Genomic DNA, 24,973 nt, shown 5'->3' on the forward strand with positions numbered 1-24,973 from the left:
CCTGCCAGTGGGCGCGTGGGTAGAATTGCGGGGACACGCGAACTTGTCATCAATGGTACGCCTTACGTCGCCGCCTATGCGATCACTGAGACAACAGTTCGAATTCTTCGCGTACTCCATGGCGCGCAGGAATGGCCAGAACAGCTGCCGCTAAGCTGATGATTGCGTTCGCCCAGCGGCGACGGTTCGATTCCAGTCAAGGCGGTAGTCTTCGACTCAAAATGATGGATAGCATCGCTAATTCCACTTCTCGCTCATGACGACTCCGCCATCGCTGCATAGATCGCCCGACTGAGATCGGCTGAAAACCGCCCTGCGCCGGACATGCCTTCGAATGCGGTGTTGGTCAGAGCCACAACTGTCAGGCCGTTGCTTGGGTCAGTGAACCAGCTATGCCCGTAGGCCCCGCCCCAGCGCCAGGTGCCTGCCGGCTCTGTGACGCCTGCAGCCTGGCTGTCGCGCAGCACAGAAAAGCCGAGACCATAGCCCCAGCCCGGCGAACCCTCGATTTCAATTCCGGCGATCTGGTCGCGCGCCATTTCGGCGGCAAGGTCGGCCGTCATGATATCGCCACCACCCTGCTGCAGCACTTCTATCAGCCGCAAGATTTCGGATGCACTGCCGACCATGCCGGCACCACCGGAAGGAAAAGCCTCAGTATCGAACACGCGCGCTGGATCCATGATGACGCCGGCCATGCCGGGGAGAAACGGTATGCGGTCCGGTTCATGCATCCGGCGGGGACGCGGCGTATCATCCGCGTATGCAGCAGCAAGCCGGGATGGATCGGATAGTGTAAAGCCGGTGTCTCGAAGGCCGAGCGGCTCGGTGACGAGCGTGCGGATGGCCTCCGGCAGGCGAAGCCCCGTTGCGGCCTCTATCACCGCGCCCGCGACATCGATCCCCAACGAATAGCGGAATGCCGACCCCGGCGCGAAGGAGAGGGGGACGCCGGCAAGGCGCCGGATGTTATCGGCAAGTGTCAGGTCGGAGCGGTCCATGCCGTCGGAGACCCCGGCTTGAGCGAGTGGCCCGTCATCCGGCTCGAAGAAGCCATAGCTCAGGCCCGAGCTATGGCTGAGCAGATGACGCAAGGTGATACGAGCGGTTCGTCCCTCGAAGGTCGGTGTGAACGCGGGCAGCCATTCCGTGATCGGTCGATCGAGATCCAGTTTCCCTTGGCTGACCAGCGCCAGTGCAGCCGCAGCGGTGAAGAGTTTCGAGACGGAGGCCAGCCGGAAGATAGCGTCAGTTTGCATCGCCGTGCGGGCCTCCCGGTCGGCGAGGCCCGCTGCGCGGCTCCAGATTGTTTCGCCGTCGAGTGCGACGAGGACGACGGCACCGACGATGCGCTCGGCTGCAATCGCGCCGCCGATCACTGCGTCCAGGCGCGATGCGATCGAAGAATTGGTGGATATCATGAGAATTTCCTTTGGATCAGGGATGGGCCGCCGGTGGGAAGGCATGATGGCGGGCGTAAAGGGCTGTGATGAAGGCCGGGACGAGGAGGATAACAATGGCTGGGGCGAAGCCGCCAACGCCACTCTGCTTCAGGATCAACCCGCCGACGATTCCGCCACCGGCGATGGCCAGGTTCCAGGCGGTGACCAGCATCGACTGGGCAACATCTGCAGCGTCGCCTGCGGCATTCGAAAGAGCGGTCTGGAACAGCGTGGCGGTTCCGCCAAAAGCGAGGCCCCAGATTGCGACTGCACCGTAGACAACCGCTGGGTTCCCGCCCCATAACCCAAGCGCCAGTGCTGCAAGCCCGAACAGAGCGATGCTGGCGAGCGACAGGGTTCGCAGCCGGCGGTCAATCAGGACACCGACGATCCAGATGGCTGCCAGTGCCGTTGTACCGAAGACCAGAAGCACAAGATCGGTCCGCGCAGCCATGTCGGCCTCGACCAGGAACGGGGCGACATAGGTGTACAGGATGTTGTGGGCGAGGACGAAGGCAAGGGTGACGAACAGGACTGGGCGAACGCCGGGTATAACGAACACTGTACCAAGCCGGTGGCGACGCTCCATCGGCTGCCCTTTGAAGTCTGGCACCTTCGCCACGACCCACATGATCAATACCAGCGTCAAGCAACTGATGAGGCCAAAACACGCCCTCCAGCCGAGCAGAGTTCCCAGAAACGTGCCGGCCGGGATGCCTAGCGACAGTGCGAGCGGTGTGCCCGCCATGGCCACGGCGATAGCCCGTCCCTTCTGTGCCTCAGGCACCATGCGTGCCGCATAGCCGGCAAGCAACGCCCATAACAGGCCAGCCGAAACACCGGCACAGAATCGTGCGGCCATCGTCAGCAAATAGCTGGGGGACAAGGCTGTAATCGTATTGGCAACCGCGAAACCGGCAATGGCGGCAAGAAGCACCGGCCGCCGCCGCATGCCTTGCGTCGCCGCCGTCAGCGGGATCGCGGCGATGAGAGATCCAATCGCGTATATCGTCACCATCTGGCCAGCCAGCGCATCCGACACGGCAAGGCCCGCGCCGATCTGCGGCAGCAAGCCAGCAGGCAAGGCCTCAGTCAGAATGGTGATGAAGCCGGCCATGGCGAGTGCGAGCAGGCCGGAGAACGGCAGACGTCCAGGGCGGGGCGGATAGAGGGGAGAAGTGGCGAATATATGTGTGTTTGTCATGGTCCGACCATAAGTCAGTCGCCCCGACAGGAGAACTATGCCAGAGTTCCAATCATAGCGGACATAGGAGTCCGTAATAGGATCGGTGAATGGAACAACTCAGCGCACTGAATGCCTTCGTGCAGACGGCAGATTCCGGCAGCTTTGCGGGTGCCGCCGCCAGACTCGGCGTCTCCGGCTCCGCGATAGGCAAGGCGGTCGCGCGGCTGGAAGAGCGGCTTGCCGTTCGCCTCTTCCATCGCTCGACGCGCTCTCTTACCTTGACATCGGAGGGATCGCTATTCCTCGACCGCTGCCGCCGCATATTCAGCGAGATCGAGGCCGCTGAACTGGAATTGTCGCAGATACGTCAGGCTCCGCGCGGACGCTTGCGCGTCAGCCTGCCGTTGATCGGCATGTTGATGATGCCGGCCGTGATGGCCTTCATGCGAGCCTATCCCGAGATCGAACTGGATCTCGACTTCACCGACCGGCTGGTGGATGTAATCGACGAAGGTTTCGACGCCGTCATCCGCACCGGCGAAGCCCGGGACTCACGATTGATGATGCGTCGGGCCGGTGGCTTTGCGCACCGGATCGTAGGCTCGCCCGATTATCTCGCGGCACGTGGCGTCCCTTCCACGCCTGAAGATCTGCTCGGTCATGCTTGCCATCATCACAAATATCCGTCCACCGGAAAGCTGGAGCGCTGGCCGTTGGCGACGGATGGCGCCGATGTTGACATTGTCCTTCCCGTGACATCGGTGGCAAGTACGCTGGAGCCGCAAATCTGCCTGGCGGAGGAGGGTTTCGGGCTTGCCTGCCTGCCACAATTCGCGATCCGGGAGCAGCTTCGACAAGGTACGCTGATCAGCGTGCTTGAGGACTATATGCAAGAGGTCGGTGCCTTCCACATCCTCTGGCCGGCAAGCCGGCATCCCTCGCCGAAAGTGTCCGCCTTCGTCTCCTTCATGGCGGAAAATCTTCTGCGTGAGAGACACAGGTGAGCGGTCATTCAGCGCGTTCGCACCATGCCGCATGGTCCTAGGGAAATTGCGCTTTGTACATCGGCACTCCAAGGGGAACAGGCCGCGAAGTGGCAGCTCTCCGTGAAATCGCGACCCATAGCGGACGATCCACTCCCCGCTCCAAAACAGTCAATCGAGTCTGGCTAAGATTCTGCCTCGCCAAATAAAACCATTGCCGCGAGATGTTTAATAAACAGGGCCATTGGTTCATATCCCTTCAAGAGCTCAGAAATTTGAACAGGGATGCAGCTTGCCTTGAGAGTATTGCACATTGCGAACCACAGCGTTATATGTAGGTATGTTCCTACACGGAGGCGCATATGGGTACCATCAGATTGACCAGCCGCGAATTGAACCACGACGTCGGCAGAGCAAAGAAGGCTGCGGAGGCTGGACCTGTCGTTATTACTGACCGAGGCAGACCGTCCCACGTGTTGATGACTTACGATGAGTTTGAGCGCCTGACAGGTAAACGTCACAATCTTATCGATGCGCTAACGATGCCTGGCTTGTCGATTATCGATTTTGATCCGCCGCGATCGATCATAGCAACTCGCGAAGTTGATTTGTCTTGAAATATTTGCTCGATACGAACGTCATCTCCGAGCTCCGGAAGGTCGGCGATGGCAAAGCTGATCCGAATGTAACGGCTTGGATAAGTGCGCAGGATTCTCGTGATGTGTATATTTCTGCGATAACAATTTTAGAGCTTGAACGCGGGATACTGAGCATCCAGCGCCGCGATATTGAGCAAGGCTCTCGCTTACGAACCTGGATGGATAGCCGTGTTCGACCGGAGTTTGCTGCGCGCACCATATCAATCGATGATGAGGTTGCGACGCGATGTGCCCATCTACACATTCCAGATCGCCGCAATGAAGCTGATGCAATCATTGCGGCTACGGCGCTTGTCCACGGGCTAGTGGTCGTGACGCGCAACGTCCAGGATTTCCAGGGAACAGGCGTTGTCCTCGTGGATCCTTGGCGTGCTTGAGGTCAGAGCTGCAGGAGCCTTGAAATCATCCCTGCGGGATGGACTGGAAAATGTGCGGGTCGATGGTTCAGATCACTTTTCAAGAGCCGGACTCTGACGGCATTTTAATAGCTTGCCAATACGGATGCAGCGATACGGCCAACATCACCGTCCGCCTGGTCACTTGCGCCGGAGACACCTATTGCGCCGATGATCTCGTCTCCGGCCTTTAGCAGGACGCCGCCATCGAGCGGCACGCCGTTGGGGATGCACAGGAGAGCGAGCCGTCCCTCACCCTCGACGACGTCCTGGAAGTCCCTGGTGTTACGGCGAAATAGCACGGCGGTCCGCGCCTTGAGCGTCGCGATCTCGACGCTACCCACCTGCGCATTGTCGTCACGCTGCAGTAGGACGAGGTGGCCGCCGTCATCGACAATGGCGATGACCAGCCTTAGGCCCAGCTTTTTCGATTCCGCTTCCGCCGCGGCTGCAATTGCTTTTGCGGCTTCAAGCGTGAGTGTGGTTTTCTTGGCGAGCATGGCTTTCCCTCAGGACAGTGTGACGTTCATTTTCCGGAACCAGCCGAGCCCGGTGTTGGTATCGCTACGCGGCTTGTATTCACAGCCGACCCAGCCAGCGTAGCCAAGCCGATCCAGATCATCGAAGAACCGGGCATAGTCGACTTCGCCTTCATCGGGCTCGGCACGGTTCGGTACGGCGGCGATCTGCACATGGCCGATCAGCGGCAGGTGCCGCCGCAGGTTGCCGAACACATCACCCTCGGAGCGGCCGACATGGTAGGCGTCGAACAGAATCCGGACGTTTTTCGCGCCGACGGCAGCGATGATCGCGACCTTCGCCTCAAGCGTCGAATAGAAATAACCCGGCTTGTCATGCTGGTTCAGCCCTTCCAGCAGAAGGGTCATTTCGGGCGCCATGGCGGCCGCTGTCCGGAGATTGGCGATCAACGTGTCGCGGGCAGCCGCCTGCATCTCGGGCGTCACAACACCCGCCATGACATGAATCCCACAGGCCCCGGTGTCAGCGGCCCAGTCATGCGCCACTGTGAAGCTCTCAAGAAAGTCCGCCTCCCGGCCTGGCAATGCACCGAGCCCGAATTCGCCAAGTTCTGTCTGTCCAAGTGGCGTGTTGATGCTGAGGAGGGTGAGACCGTGTGTGGCACAACGCGCCCGAACCAGTTCCGGCGGCGTGTCGTAAGGCCAGTGCAGCTCCACTGCGCGGAAGCCGGCGGCCTGTGCGGCATCGATCCGCTCGAGAAGCGGGCGGTCCTGCCAGAGAAAACCAAGGTTTGCGGAGAAACGGGGCATGGTCTATCTCAGCTTGAATGTGGCGTTGAGGTCATCGACCGCGCTTTGCGGCAGGCGTCTGACGGGCAGATCTCGCAGGAGCAGGGCAAGCTTCGCCGCTTCTTCCAGTTCCTCTATGGCATAGACGGCACCATCAAGTGTGGCGGCCGAAACAATAGGTCCGTGATTTTCGAGAAGAACCGCGCTGTGGTCAGGAATGAGCGGCGCAATCAGCGGCCTGATCTCGGCGGAGCCGGGCCGCGTATAAGGCACGACCGGGACGCGGCCCACGCGCATCACAACGTAGGGCGTGATCGGTGTGATCGCATCAGCGGGGTCGATGTCGGAAAGGCACGAGAGGGCGGTTGCGTAGGTCGAGTGAAGATGCACGACTGCGCCGCACTTCCGGCCTTCGTAGAAGGAAAAATGGAGCGGCAGTTCCTTGGTCGGTGGGTCGCCGGAAACGTGGTTGCCCGCTGCGTCAAGCCTCGAGAGCCGCGCCGGGTCGAGGAAGCCGAGGCAGGAATTCGTCGGCGTCGCTAAATAGCCGCCATCGACACGCGCGGAAATGTTGCCGGAGGAACCGGCCGTAAGCCCTCGGTCGAAAAGCGACTTCCCCCAGCGCACGATGTTTTCGCGGATGGCATCTTCGCTCATGGCTGACCTACCTCTGCAACTGCTTTTTCAAAGAAATCCGGTGCGCCGAAGTTACCGCTCTTGAGGGCCAGCCCGACGGGACCGTTTCGCCAGCCAACGAGAACCGGGACACCGGGGTCGATCTCGTGTCCAACCTGCAGGCTGGGAAGCTGCAACCCCTCCACTACCGCACCCGAAGTCTCCCCACCGCCGACGATGACGCGGCGTGTGCCGGTATCGACCAGATGGCGGGCAAGGCGGGCGAAGAAATTCTCGATCCTGCCAGAGACCGTTTCGCGGCCAAAACGGGCCTGCGCATCCGACACCGCTTCCGGCGCGGCAGTCGAATAGATGATCGGCGTCTGGTCTTTGTGCTCGTCTATCCAGCGCGCCATGGCGCCGACCGTGATCTCGCCGCGCATTAACGCCAGTGGGTCGAGCGCGAAAGCAGGATGGTTTTTCGCATAGACTGCGACCTGGTTTTGAGAGGCTGTCGAGCAGGAACCACAGAGGACGATGGCCGGACCAGCCGCCGAAGGGATTTTTGCAGTTGAGGCGGAAAGCTTGCCTTGCGCCCGGAAATTGGCGGGCAGGCCCTGCGCGATGCCGGAACCACCTGTGACGAGGCGCTGACCGGCGACTGCCTGGCCGATTGCCATCAAGTCCGCATCAGCCACGGCATCGGTGACGATCAGTCGGCGCCCTTCATTTCTTTCGCTGGCGAGGGCCGCGCGGATCGCTTCAGCGCCGCCGTTGCGGATTGTATCGAGATTGACGCTGCCGACCGGATATTTGGCCTGAAGGGCAAGCCAGCGGCGAATATCGGGGTCGGTCATAGGCGTCAGCGGATGGTGGCGCATGCCGGTTTCCGAAAGCAGCCGGTCGCCGACGAAAAGATGCCCCATGAAGAGCCGCCGGCCGGCGCCTGGAAACGCAGGGCAGACAACGGCCGTCTCTTCACCCAGCAGGTCCAGCAGGGCTTCCGCCACAGGCCCGATATTGCCTTCGGGGGTGGAATCGAATGTAGAGCAATATTTGAAAATGATCTGTTCGCATCCTGCATCGAGCAGCCACTTCACAGCCTCGACAGATTGCGCGACCGCATCCGCGACGGGCACCGAGCGCGTCTTGAGCGCGACGACGCCTGCCTCGCAGGCGGGGATCTCTTGTCCGATCCCGGAGAACTGCATCGTTGCCATGCCGCCCTTGGCCAATGTGTTGGCAAGGTCGCTGGCCCCTGTGAAATCGTCTGCAATGGCACCAAGCAGCATGGTCAGGCCCTCTCCGGAAGCCTGCTTTCCAGCTCGTCCTCGATATGGACGCGAATGATCTCCTCAAAGGAGGTCTCGGCGCGGAAGCCTAGCGCCTCCGCGCGGCGTGCATCGAAGCCCTGCGGCCAGCCGGAGATGATATTTGCGATCGTTTCATTCGGCTCGCGTCGGATAAGCTGTGTCGCCGCATCGCCCGCCACCCTTCGAAGTGCTTCAATCTGGTCGCCAACAGTCGCCGAAAGACCAGGCATGGTGATGGTCCTGAGCTGGCCGAGCGAACCGGTATCGATCTCTGCGGCGTGCAGGAGGAAGCCCTTGGCGGCGCGCGGGCTGGCAAACCAGTGGCGTACATTTTCGCTGACTGGCAACACTGCCTCTTCGCCGATCAGCGGTTCGCGCAGGATCGAGGAGAAGAAGCCGGAAGCCGCCTTGTTCGGTTTGCCGGGGCGGATGGAGATTGTCGGAAGCCTTATGCCGATGCCGTCGAAGATGCCCCGGCGGGAATAGTCGGCAAGAAGGAGTTCGCAGATCGCCTTCTGCGTGCCGTAGCTCGTCAGCGGGGTCACGCAATGGGTATCGCTGATGACGGGTGGCAGCGGCTCGCCGAAGACGACGATGGACGAGGTGAAAACGACCCGCGGTGTATAGGGCCGTTCGAGGCCGGCAAGGCGGATCGCTTCAAAGAGCGCGCGCGTTCCGTCGAGATTGACGCTGTAGCCCTTTTCGAAATCTGCCTCGGCCTCGCCGGATACGATGGCGGCAAAATGAAAGATGAGATCCGGCCGGCTGGCGATAAGCGCCGAAGCGGCACCCGGCCGGGAGAGATCGGTCGCGACCGTCTCGATGTCGCCGCCGAAATCCAGTGCTTCCGGCACGATAATGTCGGCAAGCGTCATGCGCCGGATGGGTCTGCCGTTGACGGTGCCCGCTGCCGCAAGGGCGCGCGAAAGCTTGCGGCCGATCATGCCTGCCGCACCAATGATCAATATATGCATGTAGGCTTGCTCCTTACAGTCTACCGGCGGTTTTGAAGGAAACCGGGTCAGCCGGCGGCCTGGTCGCCGTTCCGTGCGTGCTTTCGCCGACGGCGCGCGACGTGTCGTGAATTCTCAGGATATGCTCAGAGAAGGCCGCAGCCACCGCATCCGGATTGCGCATCTTGAGCGCCCTGACGATGAAGCGGTGGTCCTCGAGGCTTTTTTCGATGGCACCGGGCTCTGCCATGGCGATACGGCGATGGTCGAGCATGTAGGTATAGAGATCGACGACGAAATCGGCGAGCAGCCGGTTCGTCGAGGCGTAGTAGATCGTGAGATGGAACTCACGGTCGCAGATGAGGAAGCGCACGGGATCGTTCAGTGCTTCTTCCTGGGCAGCGATCGAGTTTTCGAGCCGCTGGATATCGTCTTCGCTCAGGTGGCGGGCGGCATCGGCGGCGACTGCAGTTTCCACGAGAAGGCGGGCAGCATGGACGGCATCCAGGCTATAGCCGTTGATTGACGTTGGATTGGTCACGCCGATCCGTTGCGCACCGACTGTCACGTCGACGCGGGCGACACGGGTGCGCGCCCCTTGAGAGACCTGGACCACACCTTCGCCGGCCAGAAGCTGCACCGCACCGCGTACGGTCTCGCGGCTGACCGCCAGCATCGTCGACAGTTCGCGCTCGCTCGGCAGCTCGTCGCCGCGCTGCAGAATTCCGGACGCGATCATGGAAACGATCTTGTCCCTGATCATTTCCTTGGCGGTCTGCTTGTGTATCGTCTCATGAAGAGGCGAGAGCGGTAGGCTCGACATGGGGTACTCCGACTGGCCCGATTTATAGTCCAGTTAAACCATTCCAGACCCCCTGTCACCTCCCCGGTTGCAAAAATTTCGTTCGCGGTCGCGAGAGAAGTTGCCGGGTGTGGCGGCGCGGTTGGCGCAGATTTCCGCAAAAAATACGCTAATATTCCAATTTTACTCGCTATTTCCGCTTGGAATTCAGCGATTTTTGCACTGCACTCCTAGTCTTGAGGTCGCCAAGCAGCCTGGGAGTGGTTTCGCCAAAACGGGCCTTAAGGCCCGAATGCGCAACCCAGGGTGCCGGTGAAAAAATCTCACTGGTACGGTGCCTCGACCAGTTGACAAGTTGAAAGGCCGCCTCTAGCGTTGTCGTCATCGGTGGGGTCTGGGCTCCGCCATGGGCATGCCCCGGGAGTGGCGTTGCCTTCGCAGGAGGAAAATCCATGTCGCAGTTTTTGTGCGTTCCGGCTGGAACGGCGAGAGGCTTGTCGTGAGTGTGCTCGAGACATCGTTCGATGCCGCGCAGCCTGTTGGTGGGCCGCGCCAGGTGCTGGTGGCTCGTGGCGTCACAAAGGGGTTCCCGGGTGTTCTGGCCCTCGACAATGTCGACTTCGACGTGCGGGCCGGTGAAGTCACGGCATTGCTCGGCGAAAACGGTGCCGGGAAATCGACCCTTATCAAGCTTATGGCCGGCTTCTATACGCCTGACCGCGGCGAGATCACGGTCGACGGCGTAGCTTTGCAGGCTGACCCTGCCTCCGCACACCGTATTGGTGTCGCCACCATCCACCAGGATGCCCATCTCGTTCCGGCCATGTCGGTGGCGGAGAACATCATGCTCGGCCGCTGGCCCGGCCGCTATGGCTGGGTATCGGGGAAGGCGCAGAAGGAGAGGGCGCGTGCCGCGGTCGCCCGCGTTGCGCCCCATCTCAATATATCCACGCCGGCAGGACGTCTTTCACCCGCCGACCAGCAGCTCATCGAGATCGCACGCGCCATTTCGGAGGATTCGAAGATCCTCATCATGGACGAGCCGACAACATCGCTGTCACCGCCGGAGATCGACCGTCTTTTTCGGGTCGTCAATGATCTGAAGGCGAACGGCCTCGGCGTCGTCTTCGTCTCGCACTGGCTGGAAGAGGTCTTCGCGATTGCCGACCGCGTGACCGTTCTGCGGGACGGCCGGCTGGTCGGGACGGAAGCAATTGCAAATCTTGATCACGACAAGGTCATCCGCATGATGGTCGGCCGCGAAGTACGCGAAGCCGAGCACAAGCCGCGTCCGATCGGCGATGTTGTGATGCGCGTCAGCAACCTTTCCCGCGACGGGCTTCTGGACGATATCTCCTTCGATGTTCGCGCTGGCGAGATCGTCGGCATGTCGGGTCTTGTAGGGGCCGGCCGCAGCGAACTTGCAGCCTGCATCTTTGGTATCGATCGCTATGACAACGGCACCGTCGAAATCGCCGGCCAGCCGATCTGCGCGAACGATCCGAAGGCAGCGATCGACGCCGGCATCGGCCTGGTTCCCGAAGACCGGCGCCGGCAGGCCCTCGTCGGGCTGATGAGCGTGCGCAGCAACATGACGCTCAGCCTTGTCGACCAGATTACCCGCTACGGCTTCCTCTCTTCCCACAGAGAAGAGGAGATTGCCGCGCGCGAGATGAAGAGCCTGGCGGTCAAGGCGGCGTCGTCGACCGTGCGGGTTTCTACCCTTTCCGGCGGTAACCAGCAGAAGGTCGTGCTCGGCCGCTGGCTCGCGCGCCGCCCGAAGGTTCTGATCCTCGACGAGCCGACCAAGGGTATCGATGTCGGCGCCAAGTCGGAGATCAGTGATCTGATCGTCCGGCTCGCGGAAAGCGGCATGGCGATCCTGCTGATCAGCTCGGAGCTGCCGGAAATCCTCTCGTTGTCCGATCGCGTCCTCGTCATGCGGTCGGGGCGCATTTCCGCCAAGCTCACGCGGGCGGAAGCGACAAGCGAAACCATTATGAGCTACGCGACGACTGGCTAAGCGCCCTCGATACGACGCGCTGGAGACACGAATGACTTTGGAGAACACGCAAATGAGCGACATCGCAACAGCCGGACACGGCAAGCCGCCGGGATTGTTCGGGCGCATCTCGTTCATCGACCTGATGCAGAGCGTCGGCTTGCTGGCGGTCATCCTGCTTGGCGGCGCCATAATGAGCGTACTCAGCCCGGTTTTCGCAACGATGCGAAATATCGAGAATGTGCTGCAGTCGGCAACGATCATCGCAGTGGTTGCGATCGGACAGACCTTCGTGATCCTTGTCGCCGGCATCGACCTGTCGGTCGCCTCGGTTCTTGTTCTGTCGTCGGTGCTTTCGGTGGGGCTCGTCCAGTTCCAGGGTTTCTCTCCGGAGATTGGCGTCATGGTCGCGCTTCTTGCCGGCCTCGGCATCGGCCTCGTCAACGGGCTTGCCGTGACCAAGCTGCGGATCCCTGCCCTTATCGCGACGCTCGCGACCATGACGATTGGCCGAGGTCTCGCCTACATCTACTCGGGCGGCACGAATATCGCGCCGGTGCCACGGTTCTTCGTCGACTTACAGGCCGCGCGTATTCTCGGCATTCCGGCGGTGATCGTGCTGACGCTCGTACTGGCGCTGATCGCGCAGATCGTGCTCTCGCGCACCTCGTTCGGCCGATCAATCTATGCCACGGGCGGAAACCCGCTCGCCGCTCGCCTCGCCGGCATCAAAACCGAGCGTGTCATCATCATTGCCTTCATGATCTCCGGCCTGATGTCGGCGATCGGTGGCCTTCTCATCACCGCACGGTTCGAGGCGGGCGCCGCAACGGCTGCGCAGGGGCTTGAGCTCGCGGTCATTGCCGCTGTTGTCATCGGCGGCGTCAGCCTGTTCGGCGGGGAAGGAAATATCGGGAGCATGCTGCTTGGAGTGCTGCTGCTCGGCCTGGTGCAGAATGCGGTCAATCTTTTGAATGTGCCGCCGAACTGGGACTCGGTCGTCTCCGGTCTCGTCATTGCCGCTGCCGCCGCCCTCGATGTCTATCGTCGAAGTTATCTGGAAGCCGGCATGCGCAAGAAAGTCATCGCGACGAAATCGAAGCAGCCGCCGAAAGCCTGACAACACGGGAGGGGCACCCTCACACCGCAACAACGAAAAGCAGTTCGTAAACGCATGCGCCCTTCGGGCGAACGGAATCGCTTTGCCGAAAATTACGGTGAAGCGGGAATGGGGAACGCCACCCGAAGAGGGTGGCCCACGGGTCCAATTGGGAGGAAACATAATGGACACGAAGACCAGAATGCCAATGAACCGCCGCACGCTCATGCAGCTCGCAGCCGGTGTCGCCTTCATGATGACGGGTGCACTTGCCGCCCCGGGTGCGGCCCGTGCCGAAGACGGCGCGCTCAAGGGCAAGAACCTTGCCTATATCGCTTTCGGCCTACAGTACGAATACCAGGTCACGCTTGTCGACCACATCAAGAAGCTTGCGGCCGAGAAGGGCATGAACATTTCCGTCTATGACGGTAAGGGAGATCCTTCGACGCAGACGACCCAGATGCTCGACGTCCTGTCCAAGCAGCCGGATATCATCCTGCTCAACCCGGTCGATGCGAAGCTGCTGCAGGGCGGCGTGCGCAAGGCCAACGAGGCAGGCATCCCGCTCTTCATGCTGGAGAACCTGCCGCCGGAAGGGGAATGGGTCGCGTACAATACCTTTGACGACGTGGCCGGCGGTCGTGCAGCGGCGGATGCCGTGGCGAAGCTGACGGGTGGCAAGGGCCTAGTGCTCGAAGTGCGCGGAGCGATCGGCTCCGGCCAGTCGGAGAAGCGCTATCAGGGCTTTCACGAGCAGATGGAAGCGAAATATCCCGACATCAAGATCGAGACGCTGAAGGCCGAGTGGGCCGCTGATACCGCGCAGACCCTGACGGTTGATGCCTTCACCCGTGATCCGAACGTCGCGGCGATCTGGGCGCACAATGACGAGATGATCCGCGGCGTGGTCTCCGCACTTCGCCAGATTGACCGGCTGAAGCTCGCCGGCGAGGAAGGCCACATCCCGGTCATCGGTTTCGACGGCACGCCTCTCGGCCTGCAGCGTATCCGCGAGGGCACGCAGACCGCCGACGTCGGCCAGAACCCGTTTTCCATGGGCTCGTCCATCGTGGAGCAGATGGAAAACCACTTCTCCGGCAAGCCGGTCGAAAAGAACACGCTCATCCAGCCCGTCATGATCTGGAAGGAGAATGTCGACAGCGAGGAAAACTGGGGCAACATGGTCAAGGGTTGATCCCCTTCGAAGACACGGCAGGGGGCGATCGCCGGTCGCCCCCTGCCGGCAGGCATTCTTGAGTGGATTGGATAAGGCATGACGAAAGACATCATGAAACCCGATTATGCAAACAACATGCGGCTGATCGGCCATTCGGACCAGGGCGGATTGCGAGACGGTATCCAGGTCATGGTCGAGGATGGCTTTGCCTATATTGGTCATCTCTTCAGTCAGGGTTTTTCGATCGTCGACGTGCGCGATCCCGCCAACCCGAAACCCGCCGGATATGTGAAGGCGCCGGCCAATACATGGAACGTCCATCTCCAGACAGCGGACGGGCTGCTCCTCGTCATTCACGGCAAGGATGTCTTTGCCGATGCGGCATTTGCGGACGAGGCATCCTATTACAAGGCCGCGGCCGGCACGGCGCTCGGTACGGCGGCCCCGAAGACAGCGCGAAACTGGGATGCCGGTCTCGCCGTCTACGATATCGCCTCCAAACCCGGTGAACCGCGCCGTATCGGCTTCATGCCGGTCTCCGGCGGCATTCATCGCATCTGGTGGACGGGCGGCAAGTGGGCATATGTCTCGGCACTGCTGGACGGCTACACCGATTTCATCTTCATGACCGTCGACATGTCGGACCCGACGAACCCGCGGGAAGCCGGGCGCTACGCGCTGCCGGGCATGCATCAGGCGGGGGGCGAAACCCCGAACTGGCCGGCTAATGCCAAGTTCGGCCTGCACCATGCGATCGTCGATGGAGACACGGCCTGGGGTGCATGGCGCGATGCCGGCCTCGTGGTGATGGATGTTGCCGACCGTGCAAAGCCATCGCTCATCCGCCACACCAACTGGTCGCCACCATTCCAAGGCGGCACGCACAATTGCCTGCCGATCAAGGACCGGGACATCCTCGTCGTCGTGGACGAGGCCGTGCTCGATGATTTCGAGGACGGGCTCAAGAACATCTGGATCTTCGATATCAAGGACAAGGCGAACCCGGTTCCGATCGCCACCATGCCGCCGCCGTCGGATCAGGACTATACGCAAAAGGGTGCGCATTACGGGCCACATAACATTCATGAAAACCGCCCCGGCAGCTTCCAGAGTTCGTCCCTGATCTTCTCGACCTGGCAGAATGCGGGCGTGCGGGTCTACGACATCTCGAATGCCTACCAGCCGAAGGAAGTTGGCGCATTGGTGCCGCCACCGCCATCGGGCCTGATGGACAAGCGCCCAGGCAAAAAGAAGATTATCCAGACCTGCGACATCTTCGTGGACAAGAGTGGGCTGGCTTACGTGACCGACTACAATGCCGGTCTTTACATCATGGAATATACCGGCTGAGCCCGGCGAGATCTATTGAAAGGAACCAATATGAACCTCTTCGGCTCCTATGACGTGGTGGTGACCGGCGCCGGCTCCTCCGGCATCGTTGCGGCGATCCGCGCGGCCCGCGAGGGCGCCAGGGTGCTGCTTCTGGAAGGCACCGGCTTCCTCGGCGGTCTCATCACTGGCGGCCGCCTCACCAAGCCCACCGGCCTCATCAACTCGAAGATCTTCGAGGAAATGCTCGATCGATGCGTAGCCTACCGCGGTGCGGACGGACGCATCCGGGAATCCTACTGGGGAAAGTACACCGGCACCTTCGATGCCGAGGTCATGCAGCGCGTGATCATCGAGATGGTCGAGGAATCCGGCGTAGAAGTGCTGCTGCGCGCCAACGTGGTCCAGACGGTGATGAAGGACGGCGCGGTGCACGGGCTTCTCATCCGCACCAAGTCCGGCGAGAGCCTCGTCCTGGCCAAGGCGTTCGTGGATGCATCCGGTGACGGCGACGTTGCGGCACTGGCGGGCGCGCAGTTCATGCTGGGGCGTGAAGGTGACGGGCTGACCCAGCCTATCACCTCCTATTTCCGCGTGCTCAACGTCAATGTCCCGGCGCTCATCGCCGATTGCGAGGCGAACCGCGCGGACATGTGGGAGGTCGTCTATCCGAAGGAAGCCGGCAACCGCAACGAAGACTATGCCATGGCCGTTCTCCTGACGGGCTTCCAGCAGCGCATCAAGGACAAGGTCGCCGAAGGCTTCGACTGGATCATCCCGAAGGATCACATCACCATGAAGACGGGGCTCATCCCCGGCGAAATCAGCGTCAATGTCACGCGCTATCAGGGCAATGGCCTTGATGACCGCGACCTGAGCCGCGCCGAGATCGAGATCCGCAAGCAGGCCTATTGCGCCTTCGACTTCCTGCAGCGCTATGTCGGTGGCTTCGAGGATGCGATCTTCCTGGAGGTCGCGCCCAAGCTTGGCGTGCGCGAGACCCGCCGCGTGACTGGTCATTACATCCTGACGGAGGCCGACGTGCGTGGCAACGGTCGCTTCGACGACGCGATCGGTCTTTGCAATTCGCCCGTCGACGTGCACGAGCCGGGCGGCAGCCGCGCCATCATGGATCATGTCGGCGTCGGTTACGGTATTCCGTGGCGCACACTGGTGCCGCTCGACGTGGACAATATCCTCGTCGCCGGGCGCTGCATCTCCGTTGATGCCATCGCCTTCGGCTCCACCCGCAACGTGCCGGCCTGCACAATGACGGGTGAGGCGACCGCGATTGCCGCTGCCTTGGCGGCGAAGCGCAATGTTCCGACCTCCGCGATTACCGCGTCCGAAGTGCAGGCTCGGCTGAAGGAACTTGGCGTCTGGCTCGGGACTCCGGGCGAGGACGTTCCCGATGTTCTTAGGCAGGCAAGCTGACGGAGGGGGACATGGTCTGCGCAAAGCCGATCGGGGAGGGCGGGTTGGTCTCGGACTATCCGAACCTGCTGAGCCCATTCTCGATTGGCCGCGTCGCGCTTCGGAATCGTGTGGTGTTTCAACCGCACTTTACCGCCCTTGGCCATCTCGACGGCATGCCGTCCGATGACCATGTCGCCTATCACGAGGAGCGAGCGCAAGGCGGCGTCGGGCTCATCATCCTCGAGAGCATGGCGATCCACCCGACAGGCAAGATGTCGCGTCGTTTCGTCAATGCATGGGATCCGGCCGTCGTGCCTGGGCTTCGGGCGATTGTTGATGCGGTTCACCGCCATGGCACGAAGATCTTCGGGCAACTCACCCACGGCGGTCATACCTCGCTTGAAAAGCCACCCTACATTCTCTGGGCGCCCACCCAGATGCCCGAGCCGTCAAGCCATCATTCGACGAAGGCGATGGATGAGGATGACACTCGCGCCGTCATCGAAGGTTTCGCCCGGAGCGCGCGCAACCTCGTGGCGGCTGGTCTCGATGGCATCGAGATCAAGATTGCCCATGATGGCCTGCTGCGATCCTTCGCTTCCCCATTCTTCAACAGGCGCACGGATCGTTATGGCGGTTCTTTCGAGAACCGTATGCGGCTTTCACTGGAGGTCATCGCTGCGATCAAAGCGGCGACGGGCCGCGACGTTCCGCTGGGGGTCAGGATATGCGTCGATGAATTCACGCCCTTCGGTTACGATACAGATTACGGGCTCGACATGGTGCGGGCGCTGGAGGTCACCGGGCAGATCGATTACTTCAATTCCGACGCCGGTTCGTTTTCGAGCTACTGGATGGAGATTCCGCCGGCGGCCGTGCCCGCATCGGAGTTTCGCCGCATCAACGTGGCGCTGAAGCGCGCGACTTCGCTTCCTGTCATCGGTTTCGGCCGAATTTCGCCCAGCGCGGGCGAGGCACTTCTGGCCGCGGGTGAGGCGGACCTCGTAGGCATGGCGCGGCAGCTCATTGCTGATCCGGAAACCGTCAACAAGGTGGCAAGCGGTCGCGGCGATCTCGTGCGTCTCTGTATCTCCTGCAACGATGGCTGCATCTATCAGGTGGGCCAGGAGAAGGGCGTGCGCTGCGTTCACAATCCGGGTGCCGGACAGGAGCGCCGGCTGAGCGAGCGGCTGGTCGAGAGAGCGGGGTACAGCCGGAAGGTTGTGGTCATCGGCGGCGGGCCGGCCGGGCTGAAGGCGGCCGAAACGGCCGCACGGCGCGGACATTCGGTCACACTCTTCGAAGCCGAGCGGCGTCTTGGCGGGCAGGTCAATCTCGCTGCCGTCCAGCCGGAACATGGTGCCGTTGCCGAGGTCACTGCCTATCTTGAGGCTGCGGTGGCAGACCTCGCGGTCACGATACGCCTTGGAACGGCTGCGACCGCCGGCATGATCGCAGCACTGAACCCGGATACCGTGATCGTTGCGACAGGTTCGGAGCCGAACCTGCGCGCTCCAGACACACCAATCTCGATGGGGCTCGGGCGGCAGGTTCTACCGGACATAGAGGGGTTGGCTCACGACTTCGTCGTGTCGGCGGATGACGTACTTTCAGGCCGGGTGCAGTTGTCCGGCCACGTCGTGGTTATCGACAAGAACGGTCACTGGGAAGCAGCCGGCACCGCCGAATTCCTGGCGGATGCACAGTGTCGTGTCACGGTCGTCGCCGCGCACGGCATGGTCGGCGAAGATATAGACGCCGGTACCCGCACTCTTTTCCACCGCCGTGCGGCGATCAAGGGCATGACGTTGCTGCCCGGTCTTTCCCTTGTGGCAATCGAGCCCGGGCGCGTGCGCGTGGCGCCGGTCGTTTCGGACGCGGATGCCATCGGTTGGGCAAAGTATATCCTGATGCCGGGAGACGAGCGTCTGATCGAAGACGTGGATTGGGTGGTGCCGGTGATTGGCCGGCGCTCGCGCGAGAACCTTTATCTGGCGCTGAAGGCCGACATGCGTTTCTCGCAGGTTCAGGTTCTGCGGGTTGGCGATTGTGTTGCGCCGCGCCTCATCCAGAGCACGATCCTCGATGCTTTTGACGTTGCGCGCCATCTTTGACACGGGAGGAAACGATGAAGTTTGCTTTCAACACCTGGGCCTATTCGAGCTTCCCGGTCTGGGTGCCAGCCTATCCGCTTGCCGAGGTCATCGAGCGCATTAGCCGCATCGGTTACGATGGTATCGAGATCGGCGCGGCAGCACCTCATGCCTTTCCGGACTATCTCGGCCCCGCACGTAGAAAAGAGATCCGCAGCCTGCTTGAGGGAAACGGTCTTGCGCTTGCGAGCATGCTGCCTGCACCCGGTGGCGGGCCGGGTTTCAATGTCGCGTCGCCCATGGTCGAGGAACGCATGGCGGCAATCGACCAGTACAGGAAGGTGGCCGACCTCTGCGCCGATCTTGGTGGTTCGACGCTGCTCTATGTTGCCGGCTGGCAGATCTTCGGCACAAGTCGCCAGCAGGCATGGGACTGGAGCCGCAGCGCCCTTGAAGAGATTGCGGACCATGCGGCCGCGCGCGGTGTGACGGTCGTCATCGAACCGACCGCTGCCGATAGCAATCTTGTCGATTCCTGCGACGATGCGCTGATGCTCATGCGGGAGGTGGCAAAGCCGAACATCAAGCTAATGTTCGATACCTACCACGTCATCTATCGCAGGGAGATTTCGAGCGACTACGTGAGACGCATGGGGGCAAACCTGCATCATGTTCACCTCGCGGACGTGAACCGCGCCGCGCCCTCTGATGTTGGCAAAGCCGATTATCGAGCGATCGTTGCCGACTTGAAGGAATTGGATTTCAGCGGGTACCTGACCATGGAGATTGGCTTCGACCGCCGCGATGTGGAGCCTGATCGTTTAGCGCGGCAGGCGTTGGAGTACATGCGGTCGCTGCTTTAAATTCGGGAAACGACACTCTGCGCTGGCAGCGGTTCTTCGCGAAAACCGAAGCAGGCTTGTGCTGCTCGTTTTCGCGATCATCAACCCATAAATCGAGTGGGTCGGCGGTTCAAATCCCTTCAAGAGCTCGCCTCGCGATGACGAGATCGCTGTTGAATTTTTCACCCTTGCGTAAAGCGGGAGACGAACCGGTCGAAGCGCTCGCTGGCGCCACCGCCGAACAGTTGCTGCGGTGGACCTTCGGCATGGATGCGGCCCTGTTCCAAGAAGACCACCCGGCTGGAGACGTCCCGGGCAAACGCCATTTCATGCGTGACGATCAGCATCGTCCGCCCTTCGGCGGCGAGGTCGCGCATGACCTTCAGAACCTCTGCGACGAGCTCCGGGTCGAGGGCCGAGGTGGGTTCGTCGAAGAGCAGCACGCGCGGTTTCATGACGAGCGCGCGGGCGATTGCGGCACGCTGCTGCTGCCCGCCCGATAGCTGCGCGGGATAGGCGCTTGCCCGGTCGCTGAGACCCACCCGCTTCAGCATGGCTTCCGCCTCGTCGCGCACCTCGCTGCGGTTGCGGCGTTGCACATGCACGGGCGCCTCCATCAGGTTTTCGAGCACCGTCATGTGGCTCCAGAGGCAGAAATTCTGGAAGACCATCGCCACCTGCGTGCGCAGGCGATCCACCTGCCGTCGGTCTGCGATGCGCAGACTGTCTCCGCTCTGCCTGAGGTCCACCTGTTCGCCGAAGATGTGCAGCCGGCCGGACGAGGGCCGCTCCAGCAGGTTGAGGCAGCGCAGGAAGGTCGACTTGCCGGAGCCGGATGCACCGAGAATGGAGATAACCTCGCCCTCATGGGCGCTAAAATCGATGCCCTTCAGCACCTCGACCGCGCCGAAGCGCTTGCGCAGATCGTCGACGGCAATGGCGGGGATGGTGTTGGCCGCAGCCGGGAGGGAGAGGGAAGTCATCTGGTTTCTCCGTGTGGTGCGCGGTCAAGCGCGACGATGGGCGTGGTGGGCCTGGAGGTGGCGTTCGAGAAGTGCAAAGGCCGTGCTCATCAGGAAGGTGAGCGCCAGGTAGATCGCGCCGGTGACGATGAAGATCTCGAACACCCGGTAGGTCGAGGAGATCAGCTTGTGCGCGATGCCTGTGAGCTCGGTGAGCGTGATGATGCTGGTAAGCGACGTTGCCTTGATCATCAGGATCGCCTCGCTGCCATAGACGGCGAGCCCCTGGCGCAACGCGATGGGCCAGATGATGCGGCGGCACAGCAGGAAGCCCGACATGCCGCAGGCTCGCCCGGCCTCGATTTCGTGGGCCGGCACGGCCTGGATCGCGCCGCGAATGATCTCGGCGGTATAGGCCGAGGTATTGAGGGCGAGCGCCAGGATGGCGCACCAGTAGGGCTCGCGCAGGAAGGGCCAGAGGACGGACTGGCGCAGCGGGGCGATCTGGCCGAGGCCGTAATAGATCAGGAAGATCTGCAACAGCAGCGGCGTGCCGCGAAACAGCTCGACATGGGCCTTCGCGATCCATCGCAGCGGCCCGAACGCGCTGCCGACGGCGCCGGCGATGAAGACGGCCAGCACGAAGCCGATCGTCAGCGACAGCGCCGCCAGTTGCAGCGTCAGCGGCAGACCCGACAGGAGTTGACCGGTGACGTCAGTCAGAAAGGACCAGTCCAACATCAGCGTCTCCAGGGTTTGGCGAGATGGTTTTCCATGCGGTTCAGGAGTGCGCCGGTGCAGCGCCCGATGACCAGAAACATCGCCGCCGCGATGGCGTAGAACAGGAGCGGTTGGCGGGTCGATCCGGCGGCAGTGCCGGCCTGGCGCAAGAGTTCCGTCAGCCCGATGACGGAGAGGAGCGACGTTTCCTTGAGGGCCGATTGCCAGATGTTGCCGAGCGCGGGCAGAGCGAAACGCAGCGTCTGGGGGGCGATGATCCGGCGCAGCAGGAGGAATTTCGACATGCCGCAGGAAGCGGCCGCCTCGATCTGGCCCCGGTCGAGGCGAAGATAGGCGGAGCGGTAGGCCTCCGTCTGGTAAGCGCCGGAGACGATGCCCACCGCGAAGACGCCGATGACGAAGGATGGCAGGGAATAGAAGCCGGGAAAACCGCCTGTGTTCATGGCTGCCGTTAGCACCATGCTTCCGCCGAAGTAGAACAGGTAGACCACGAGGATTTCCGGAACCCCACGAAAAACCGTGGTGTAGGCCTGGCCGATCAGGCGCAGCCAAGGCGCCCGCGCAAGCTTGAGGGCCGCGCCGCCGAGTCCGAAGATGCTTCCGAGCAGGAAGCCGCAGAGCGCGGCGGCGATCGTGATGCCGGCGGCCTGGAGCAGGGGCAGCCCCCAGCCTTGCGGGCCGAAGTCCAGCAGGTCGAACATGCCCGGCGTCATGGCAAGGCCTCCTCTTTTCGCGGCGTTTGGTGCTGCAGGCGATCGACTGCGAAAGGGGCAAGACTTGGATCGAGATCCCCCGAGACGAGGGATCTCGCCACGGCTTCGCCCACCGCGGGCGCAAGCTGGAAACCATGGCCGCAGAACCCGAACACATGCCAGAGGCCGGGATGGCGCAGACTGGGGCCGATGAACGGAATTCCATCCGGCGTGGCGCCTTCGAGCCCGGTCCAGGTGCGCACGACGGGCACGCCGGCCAGCACCGGAAAGGCCGCAACCGTGGCGGCAGCGCTTGATGCCATGCGGTCCATGACGGTGAAGGAGGTGTCCCCCTCCAGGCAGGGCTTGCCGAGGATGCCGCCGCCGATGACCAGTGAGCCGACCGCGCTCTGCTTGAAGGAGAGCGGCTGGTCGATCCCGATGACGACGGGGGTGATGAAGGGTTTGACCCGCGCTGTTACCATCATGGAAAGGGCCGTGACCTTCATCGGCAAGGTTTCGCCGAGCCGTGCGGCGAAATCCGATCCCCATGCGCCTGCGCAGTTGAGGACCCATTCCGCCTCGATCGCGCCCGCATCGGTCGCGGCCCGCCACCCGCCCGCAGGTTTTGGTGAGAGGTCGTGCACCTCGCATTTTTCGATGATGCGGACGCCGGCGGCCTCCGCGGCCTTGCGGAAGGCGCGCGCGGCATTGGCCGGGTTGGCGTGCCCGTCACGCCGCGAAATCAGGCCGCCGCGTGCGGTGCCGGACAGGCCCGGCAGCAGCCGGTGCAATGCGTCGGGGGCGATCAGTTCTTCCGAGTGGATGTCGCGGCGGCACATAGACTGGGACCGCGCCTCGCACCATTGCAGCTCGGCCGCATCCATCGCCAGCGCGATCTGGGCCGTGCCGAGCCGGACCTCGCAGCTTTCGGCCGCGGCCTGGCCAACGACATCGGCGAGATTGGCCCACATGTCCATGGCACGCAGCGACAGGGGATATTCCCGCACGTCGCGGATCAGCGAACGGAGGCCGCCCGCATTGACGCCCGAGGCGTGGCGGCCGGCAAGATTCTTCTCCACCACCGTCACCCGCCAGCCGACGCGGGCGAGGAACAGGGCGATCGCGCAGCCCTGCAATCCGCCACCGACGATGACCGCATCGTTAGACATGGGCGTCGTCTCCGGCGATGGCCTCGGGCTTGTCGTCGAGCGATTCGACCAGCGCCAGATCGGGATCGAGGCCGGTCATGCCGGCGAGCGCGCCGAGCGGCAGGGGCCGCAGCGGCGGGCGTGCACGGAACGGGGCCGAGGGCATCGGCTTGCCGGGATCCGCCTCGGCAAGAAGCCGGGCGAGCGTTGCCGCGCAACTGCGGCCCTGGCAGGCGCCCATGCCGCAGCGTAGCAGCCCGCGCACCAGGTTCATCTCGGTGGCCCGGTCCCGAATTGTGGCGCGCAGCGCCCCGGCCGTGATCTCCTCGCAGCGACAGACGATGGTGGCGTCATCGGGCAAGCATGAGGAGAGGCCCGGCGGGAAGGCCACGTCAAGGAAAGGCCGCGCCGCAAGGCTTCGCTCTGCAGCAATGCCGGTCCCGTCCGCAGCCCCCGGCGGGTACCGTTCGGCGAGGATAGCGCTTGCGGCATGGCGGCCGTGGGCGATGGCGGCGTCGGCGCCGCCGATGCGGCGCGCATCGCCGGTGATGCGGATCCTGCAAGGTCCGACGGTCAAGGTAGGCCCGGGCGCCATTTCGGCCCGGCCGTCCGGCGTCGTTACGGGTTGCCAGCTGGCATCGTCAGCTCTCCACGCGAGGGCGAGGCCGGCAGCGTGCGCCAAATCCGTCGATGGCACGATGCCATCGTGAACCACGAGCAGATCGCAGGGCAGGTCGATCCTCCTGCCGGCGACGGTCAGACTGACGGCTTCGAGATGGTCGCGGCCATGCGCCTCAAGCCCGGATATGCCGGTGCGCATCGTAATCCCGGCCAGTCGCAATCGTAGGAGCCAGCCCAACCCTTTGAGCAGCGCTGGAAGTCCGGCCGGACGAAGGTGTTTGAGGGCAGACAATTTGTCCCTTGTGCGATCCGTGCGCGCGATCAGCGCTGGCCGCACGCCGAGCCGCCGCAACTGTTCGGCGAGAAGGAAGATCAGCGGCCCGGTTCCGGCCAGCACGATCCTGCCTTTCGGCTTGAGGCGGCCCGCCTTCAGCAGGGTCTGCACCGCGCCGGCCGTCATCACGCCGGGCAGCGTCCAGCCCGGAAAGGGTGCCGGGCGTTCCATCGCGCCGCTGGCGAGCACGATATGCGGCGCCCGCAGATACCCGGCCGCGTCGCCCTTGAGCCATCCGACTGTTCCGTCCGCCCGCAGATCCCAGACCGTGGTGCCCGGCCGATAGTCGATGCCGGGCGCCGCCCGAAAGCGCGTCACCAGGGAAAGGCCGGCCTTGTAGCTCGGCCCGAGGGCGGCGAGCAGTTCATCCGTCCCGGGCCGTGCCTGCATGTTGGTTTCCAACGCGCGAAAAATCTGGCCGCCGGGGGAGGGCTGCATGTCGAGCACGATCACCCGGCACCCGGCAACGGCGAGCTCAATCGCGCATGCCATGCCCGCCGGGCCGGCTCCGACGATGATGGCGTCTGCATCTGGCGCGACACTCATTGCAGGTCCAGTCCGGACAGATCCAGCCCGGGAATGCGCGCCGGCCCTTCCTGGGTGCGAAGTTGCATGCCGGTTTCGACCTCGCTCAGGCAGGCCTGGCGGCTGCCGATGCCGTCGATCTCGATCAGACAATCGAAGCAATGGCCGATCATGCAGTAGGGCAAGCGGCGCGCGCCGCTGACCGGCGTCGTGCGAAAATGTGTGATGCCGGCACGGAGAAGGCATGCCGCGATGGTTTCTCCGGCCCGTGCCGAGATGGCGCGGCCATCCAGATAGATGGTGAGCGTTGCCTCGGCGGACCCGACAGGCTCGAACATGGCAGTCCCTGTGTCATCGTTGAATGGGGTGTCGC

Annotated in this window: 25 protein-coding genes; 11 read left to right on the forward strand and 14 right to left on the reverse strand. The window is 62.7% G+C overall.

Translation table 11 applies throughout. The features are described from left to right. Window positions 1-159: type II toxin-antitoxin system RelE/ParE family toxin (locus MKI86_RS23230; RefSeq protein WP_241605868.1), on the forward strand; the 159-nt coding region annotated here is incomplete at its 5' end. Between the two features lie 95 nt (window positions 160-254). Here MKI86_RS23230 and MKI86_RS23235 read toward each other — a convergent pair. Then, window positions 255-1,421 carry a serine hydrolase domain-containing protein gene (locus tag MKI86_RS23235; RefSeq protein WP_241605806.1) on the reverse strand — a complete coding sequence of 389 codons (1,167 nt, stop codon included), beginning with the start codon at window positions 1,419-1,421 and terminating at the stop codon, window positions 255-257. A 16-nt stretch (window positions 1,422-1,437) separates the two neighbouring features. Beyond that, entirely contained in the window at window positions 1,438-2,646 is a 1,209-nt protein-coding gene (locus MKI86_RS23240; RefSeq protein ID WP_241605808.1) for an MFS transporter, read from the reverse strand. An 89-nt stretch (window positions 2,647-2,735) separates the two neighbouring features. Here MKI86_RS23240 and MKI86_RS23245 point away from each other — a divergent pair, with 89 nt between their 5' ends. The 3 genes from MKI86_RS23245 (at window position 2,736) to MKI86_RS23255 (ending at window position 4,647) form a co-directional block, all read left to right on the forward strand. Next, on the forward strand, window positions 2,736-3,632 hold the full coding sequence (locus MKI86_RS23245) for a LysR family transcriptional regulator (RefSeq protein ID WP_241605810.1): 897 nt from the start codon (window positions 2,736-2,738) through the stop codon (window positions 3,630-3,632). Between the two features lie 341 nt (window positions 3,633-3,973). Next, window positions 3,974-4,228 carry a type II toxin-antitoxin system Phd/YefM family antitoxin gene (locus MKI86_RS23250; protein ID WP_241605812.1) on the forward strand — a complete coding sequence of 85 codons (255 nt, stop codon included), beginning with the start codon at window positions 3,974-3,976 and terminating at the stop codon, window positions 4,226-4,228. Then, on the forward strand, window positions 4,225-4,647 hold the full coding sequence (locus MKI86_RS23255) for a type II toxin-antitoxin system VapC family toxin (RefSeq protein ID WP_241605814.1): 423 nt from the start codon (window positions 4,225-4,227) through the stop codon (window positions 4,645-4,647). The genes MKI86_RS23250 and MKI86_RS23255 overlap by 4 nt, the downstream gene beginning before the upstream one ends. Window positions 4,648-4,751: 104 nt before the next feature. Here the strand turns inward: MKI86_RS23255 and MKI86_RS23260 are convergent, their stop codons facing one another. Genes MKI86_RS23260 through MKI86_RS23285 form a run of 6 tightly spaced genes read right to left on the reverse strand, consistent with a single transcriptional unit; the run spans window position 4,752 to window position 9,637 of the window. Then, on the reverse strand, window positions 4,752-5,165 hold the full coding sequence (locus MKI86_RS23260; RefSeq protein ID WP_241605816.1) for a GlcG/HbpS family heme-binding protein: 414 nt from the start codon (window positions 5,163-5,165) through the stop codon (window positions 4,752-4,754). 9 nt (window positions 5,166-5,174) lie between these two features. Then, a complete protein-coding gene (locus MKI86_RS23265; protein WP_241605818.1) occupies window positions 5,175-5,954 on the reverse strand; it encodes a hydroxypyruvate isomerase family protein in 780 nt (259 codons plus the stop codon). 3 nt (window positions 5,955-5,957) lie between these two features. Next, complete coding sequence (otnC, locus tag MKI86_RS23270; protein ID WP_241605820.1) at window positions 5,958-6,590, reverse strand: 3-oxo-tetronate 4-phosphate decarboxylase; 633 nt, start codon at window positions 6,588-6,590, stop codon at window positions 5,958-5,960. Next, entirely contained in the window at window positions 6,587-7,840 is a 1,254-nt protein-coding gene (otnK, locus tag MKI86_RS23275; RefSeq protein WP_241605821.1) for a 3-oxo-tetronate kinase, read from the reverse strand. The genes otnC and otnK overlap by 4 nt, the downstream gene beginning before the upstream one ends. A 2-nt stretch (window positions 7,841-7,842) precedes the next feature. Further along, window positions 7,843-8,835, reverse strand: a complete 993-nt coding sequence (gene denD, locus MKI86_RS23280) for a D-erythronate dehydrogenase (RefSeq protein WP_241605823.1) — start codon at window positions 8,833-8,835, stop codon at window positions 7,843-7,845. Between the two features lie 13 nt (window positions 8,836-8,848). After that, the gene (locus tag MKI86_RS23285) at window positions 8,849-9,637 is read right to left on the reverse strand and encodes a FadR/GntR family transcriptional regulator (protein WP_241605825.1); all 789 of its coding nucleotides are present in this window, start codon (window positions 9,635-9,637) and stop codon (window positions 8,849-8,851) included. Between the two features lie 478 nt (window positions 9,638-10,115). On the opposite strand from MKI86_RS23285, the gene MKI86_RS23290 reads away from it, so the two are divergent. The 7 genes from MKI86_RS23290 (at window position 10,116) to MKI86_RS23320 (ending at window position 19,595) form a co-directional block, all read left to right on the forward strand. Further along, entirely contained in the window at window positions 10,116-11,639 is a 1,524-nt protein-coding gene (locus MKI86_RS23290; protein WP_241605827.1) for a sugar ABC transporter ATP-binding protein, read from the forward strand. A gap of 52 nt (window positions 11,640-11,691) precedes the next feature. After that, on the forward strand, window positions 11,692-12,738 hold the full coding sequence (locus MKI86_RS23295; protein ID WP_160873006.1) for an ABC transporter permease: 1,047 nt from the start codon (window positions 11,692-11,694) through the stop codon (window positions 12,736-12,738). Between the two features lie 163 nt (window positions 12,739-12,901). Beyond that, a complete protein-coding gene (locus MKI86_RS23300) occupies window positions 12,902-13,912 on the forward strand; it encodes a sugar ABC transporter substrate-binding protein (RefSeq protein ID WP_241605829.1) in 1,011 nt (336 codons plus the stop codon). Between the two features lie 78 nt (window positions 13,913-13,990). Continuing rightward, entirely contained in the window at window positions 13,991-15,244 is a 1,254-nt protein-coding gene (locus tag MKI86_RS23305) for an LVIVD repeat-containing protein (RefSeq protein WP_241605831.1), read from the forward strand. A 30-nt stretch (window positions 15,245-15,274) separates the two neighbouring features. After that, entirely contained in the window at window positions 15,275-16,657 is a 1,383-nt protein-coding gene (locus MKI86_RS23310) for an FAD-dependent oxidoreductase (RefSeq protein ID WP_269470877.1), read from the forward strand. 11 nt (window positions 16,658-16,668) lie between these two features. Continuing rightward, complete coding sequence (locus MKI86_RS23315) at window positions 16,669-18,753, forward strand: oxidoreductase (protein ID WP_241605833.1); 2,085 nt, start codon at window positions 16,669-16,671, stop codon at window positions 18,751-18,753. Between the two features lie 14 nt (window positions 18,754-18,767). After that, window positions 18,768-19,595: a sugar phosphate isomerase/epimerase family protein gene (locus tag MKI86_RS23320; protein ID WP_241605835.1), complete on the forward strand. Its 828-nt coding sequence runs from the start codon at window positions 18,768-18,770 to the stop codon at window positions 19,593-19,595. A 161-nt stretch (window positions 19,596-19,756) separates the two neighbouring features. Here the strand turns inward: MKI86_RS23320 and MKI86_RS23325 are convergent, their stop codons facing one another. The 6 genes from MKI86_RS23325 to MKI86_RS23350 are packed head-to-tail and all read right to left on the reverse strand — an operon-like array spanning window position 19,757 to window position 24,938. Continuing rightward, entirely contained in the window at window positions 19,757-20,557 is an 801-nt protein-coding gene (locus MKI86_RS23325) for an ABC transporter ATP-binding protein (protein ID WP_241605837.1), read from the reverse strand. Between the two features lie 24 nt (window positions 20,558-20,581). Continuing rightward, a complete protein-coding gene (locus tag MKI86_RS23330; RefSeq protein WP_241605838.1) occupies window positions 20,582-21,277 on the reverse strand; it encodes an ABC transporter permease in 696 nt (231 codons plus the stop codon). Next, window positions 21,277-21,990, reverse strand: a complete 714-nt coding sequence (locus MKI86_RS23335; protein ID WP_241605840.1) for an ABC transporter permease — start codon at window positions 21,988-21,990, stop codon at window positions 21,277-21,279. Before MKI86_RS23335 ends, MKI86_RS23330 begins: the two co-directional genes overlap by 1 nt. Continuing rightward, window positions 21,987-23,141 carry an NAD(P)/FAD-dependent oxidoreductase gene (locus tag MKI86_RS23340; RefSeq protein WP_241605842.1) on the reverse strand — a complete coding sequence of 385 codons (1,155 nt, stop codon included), beginning with the start codon at window positions 23,139-23,141 and terminating at the stop codon, window positions 21,987-21,989. Before MKI86_RS23340 ends, MKI86_RS23335 begins: the two co-directional genes overlap by 4 nt. Further along, entirely contained in the window at window positions 23,134-24,621 is a 1,488-nt protein-coding gene (locus MKI86_RS23345) for an NAD(P)/FAD-dependent oxidoreductase (RefSeq protein ID WP_241605844.1), read from the reverse strand. The genes MKI86_RS23340 and MKI86_RS23345 overlap by 8 nt, the downstream gene beginning before the upstream one ends. Beyond that, entirely contained in the window at window positions 24,618-24,938 is a 321-nt protein-coding gene (locus MKI86_RS23350; protein WP_241605846.1) for a (2Fe-2S)-binding protein, read from the reverse strand. The genes MKI86_RS23345 and MKI86_RS23350 overlap by 4 nt, the downstream gene beginning before the upstream one ends. Window positions 24,939-24,973: the final 35 nt, after the last annotated feature.

The organism is Shinella sedimenti (genome assembly GCF_022601905.1).
Lineage (GTDB): Bacteria > Pseudomonadota > Alphaproteobacteria > Rhizobiales > Rhizobiaceae > Shinella > Shinella sedimenti.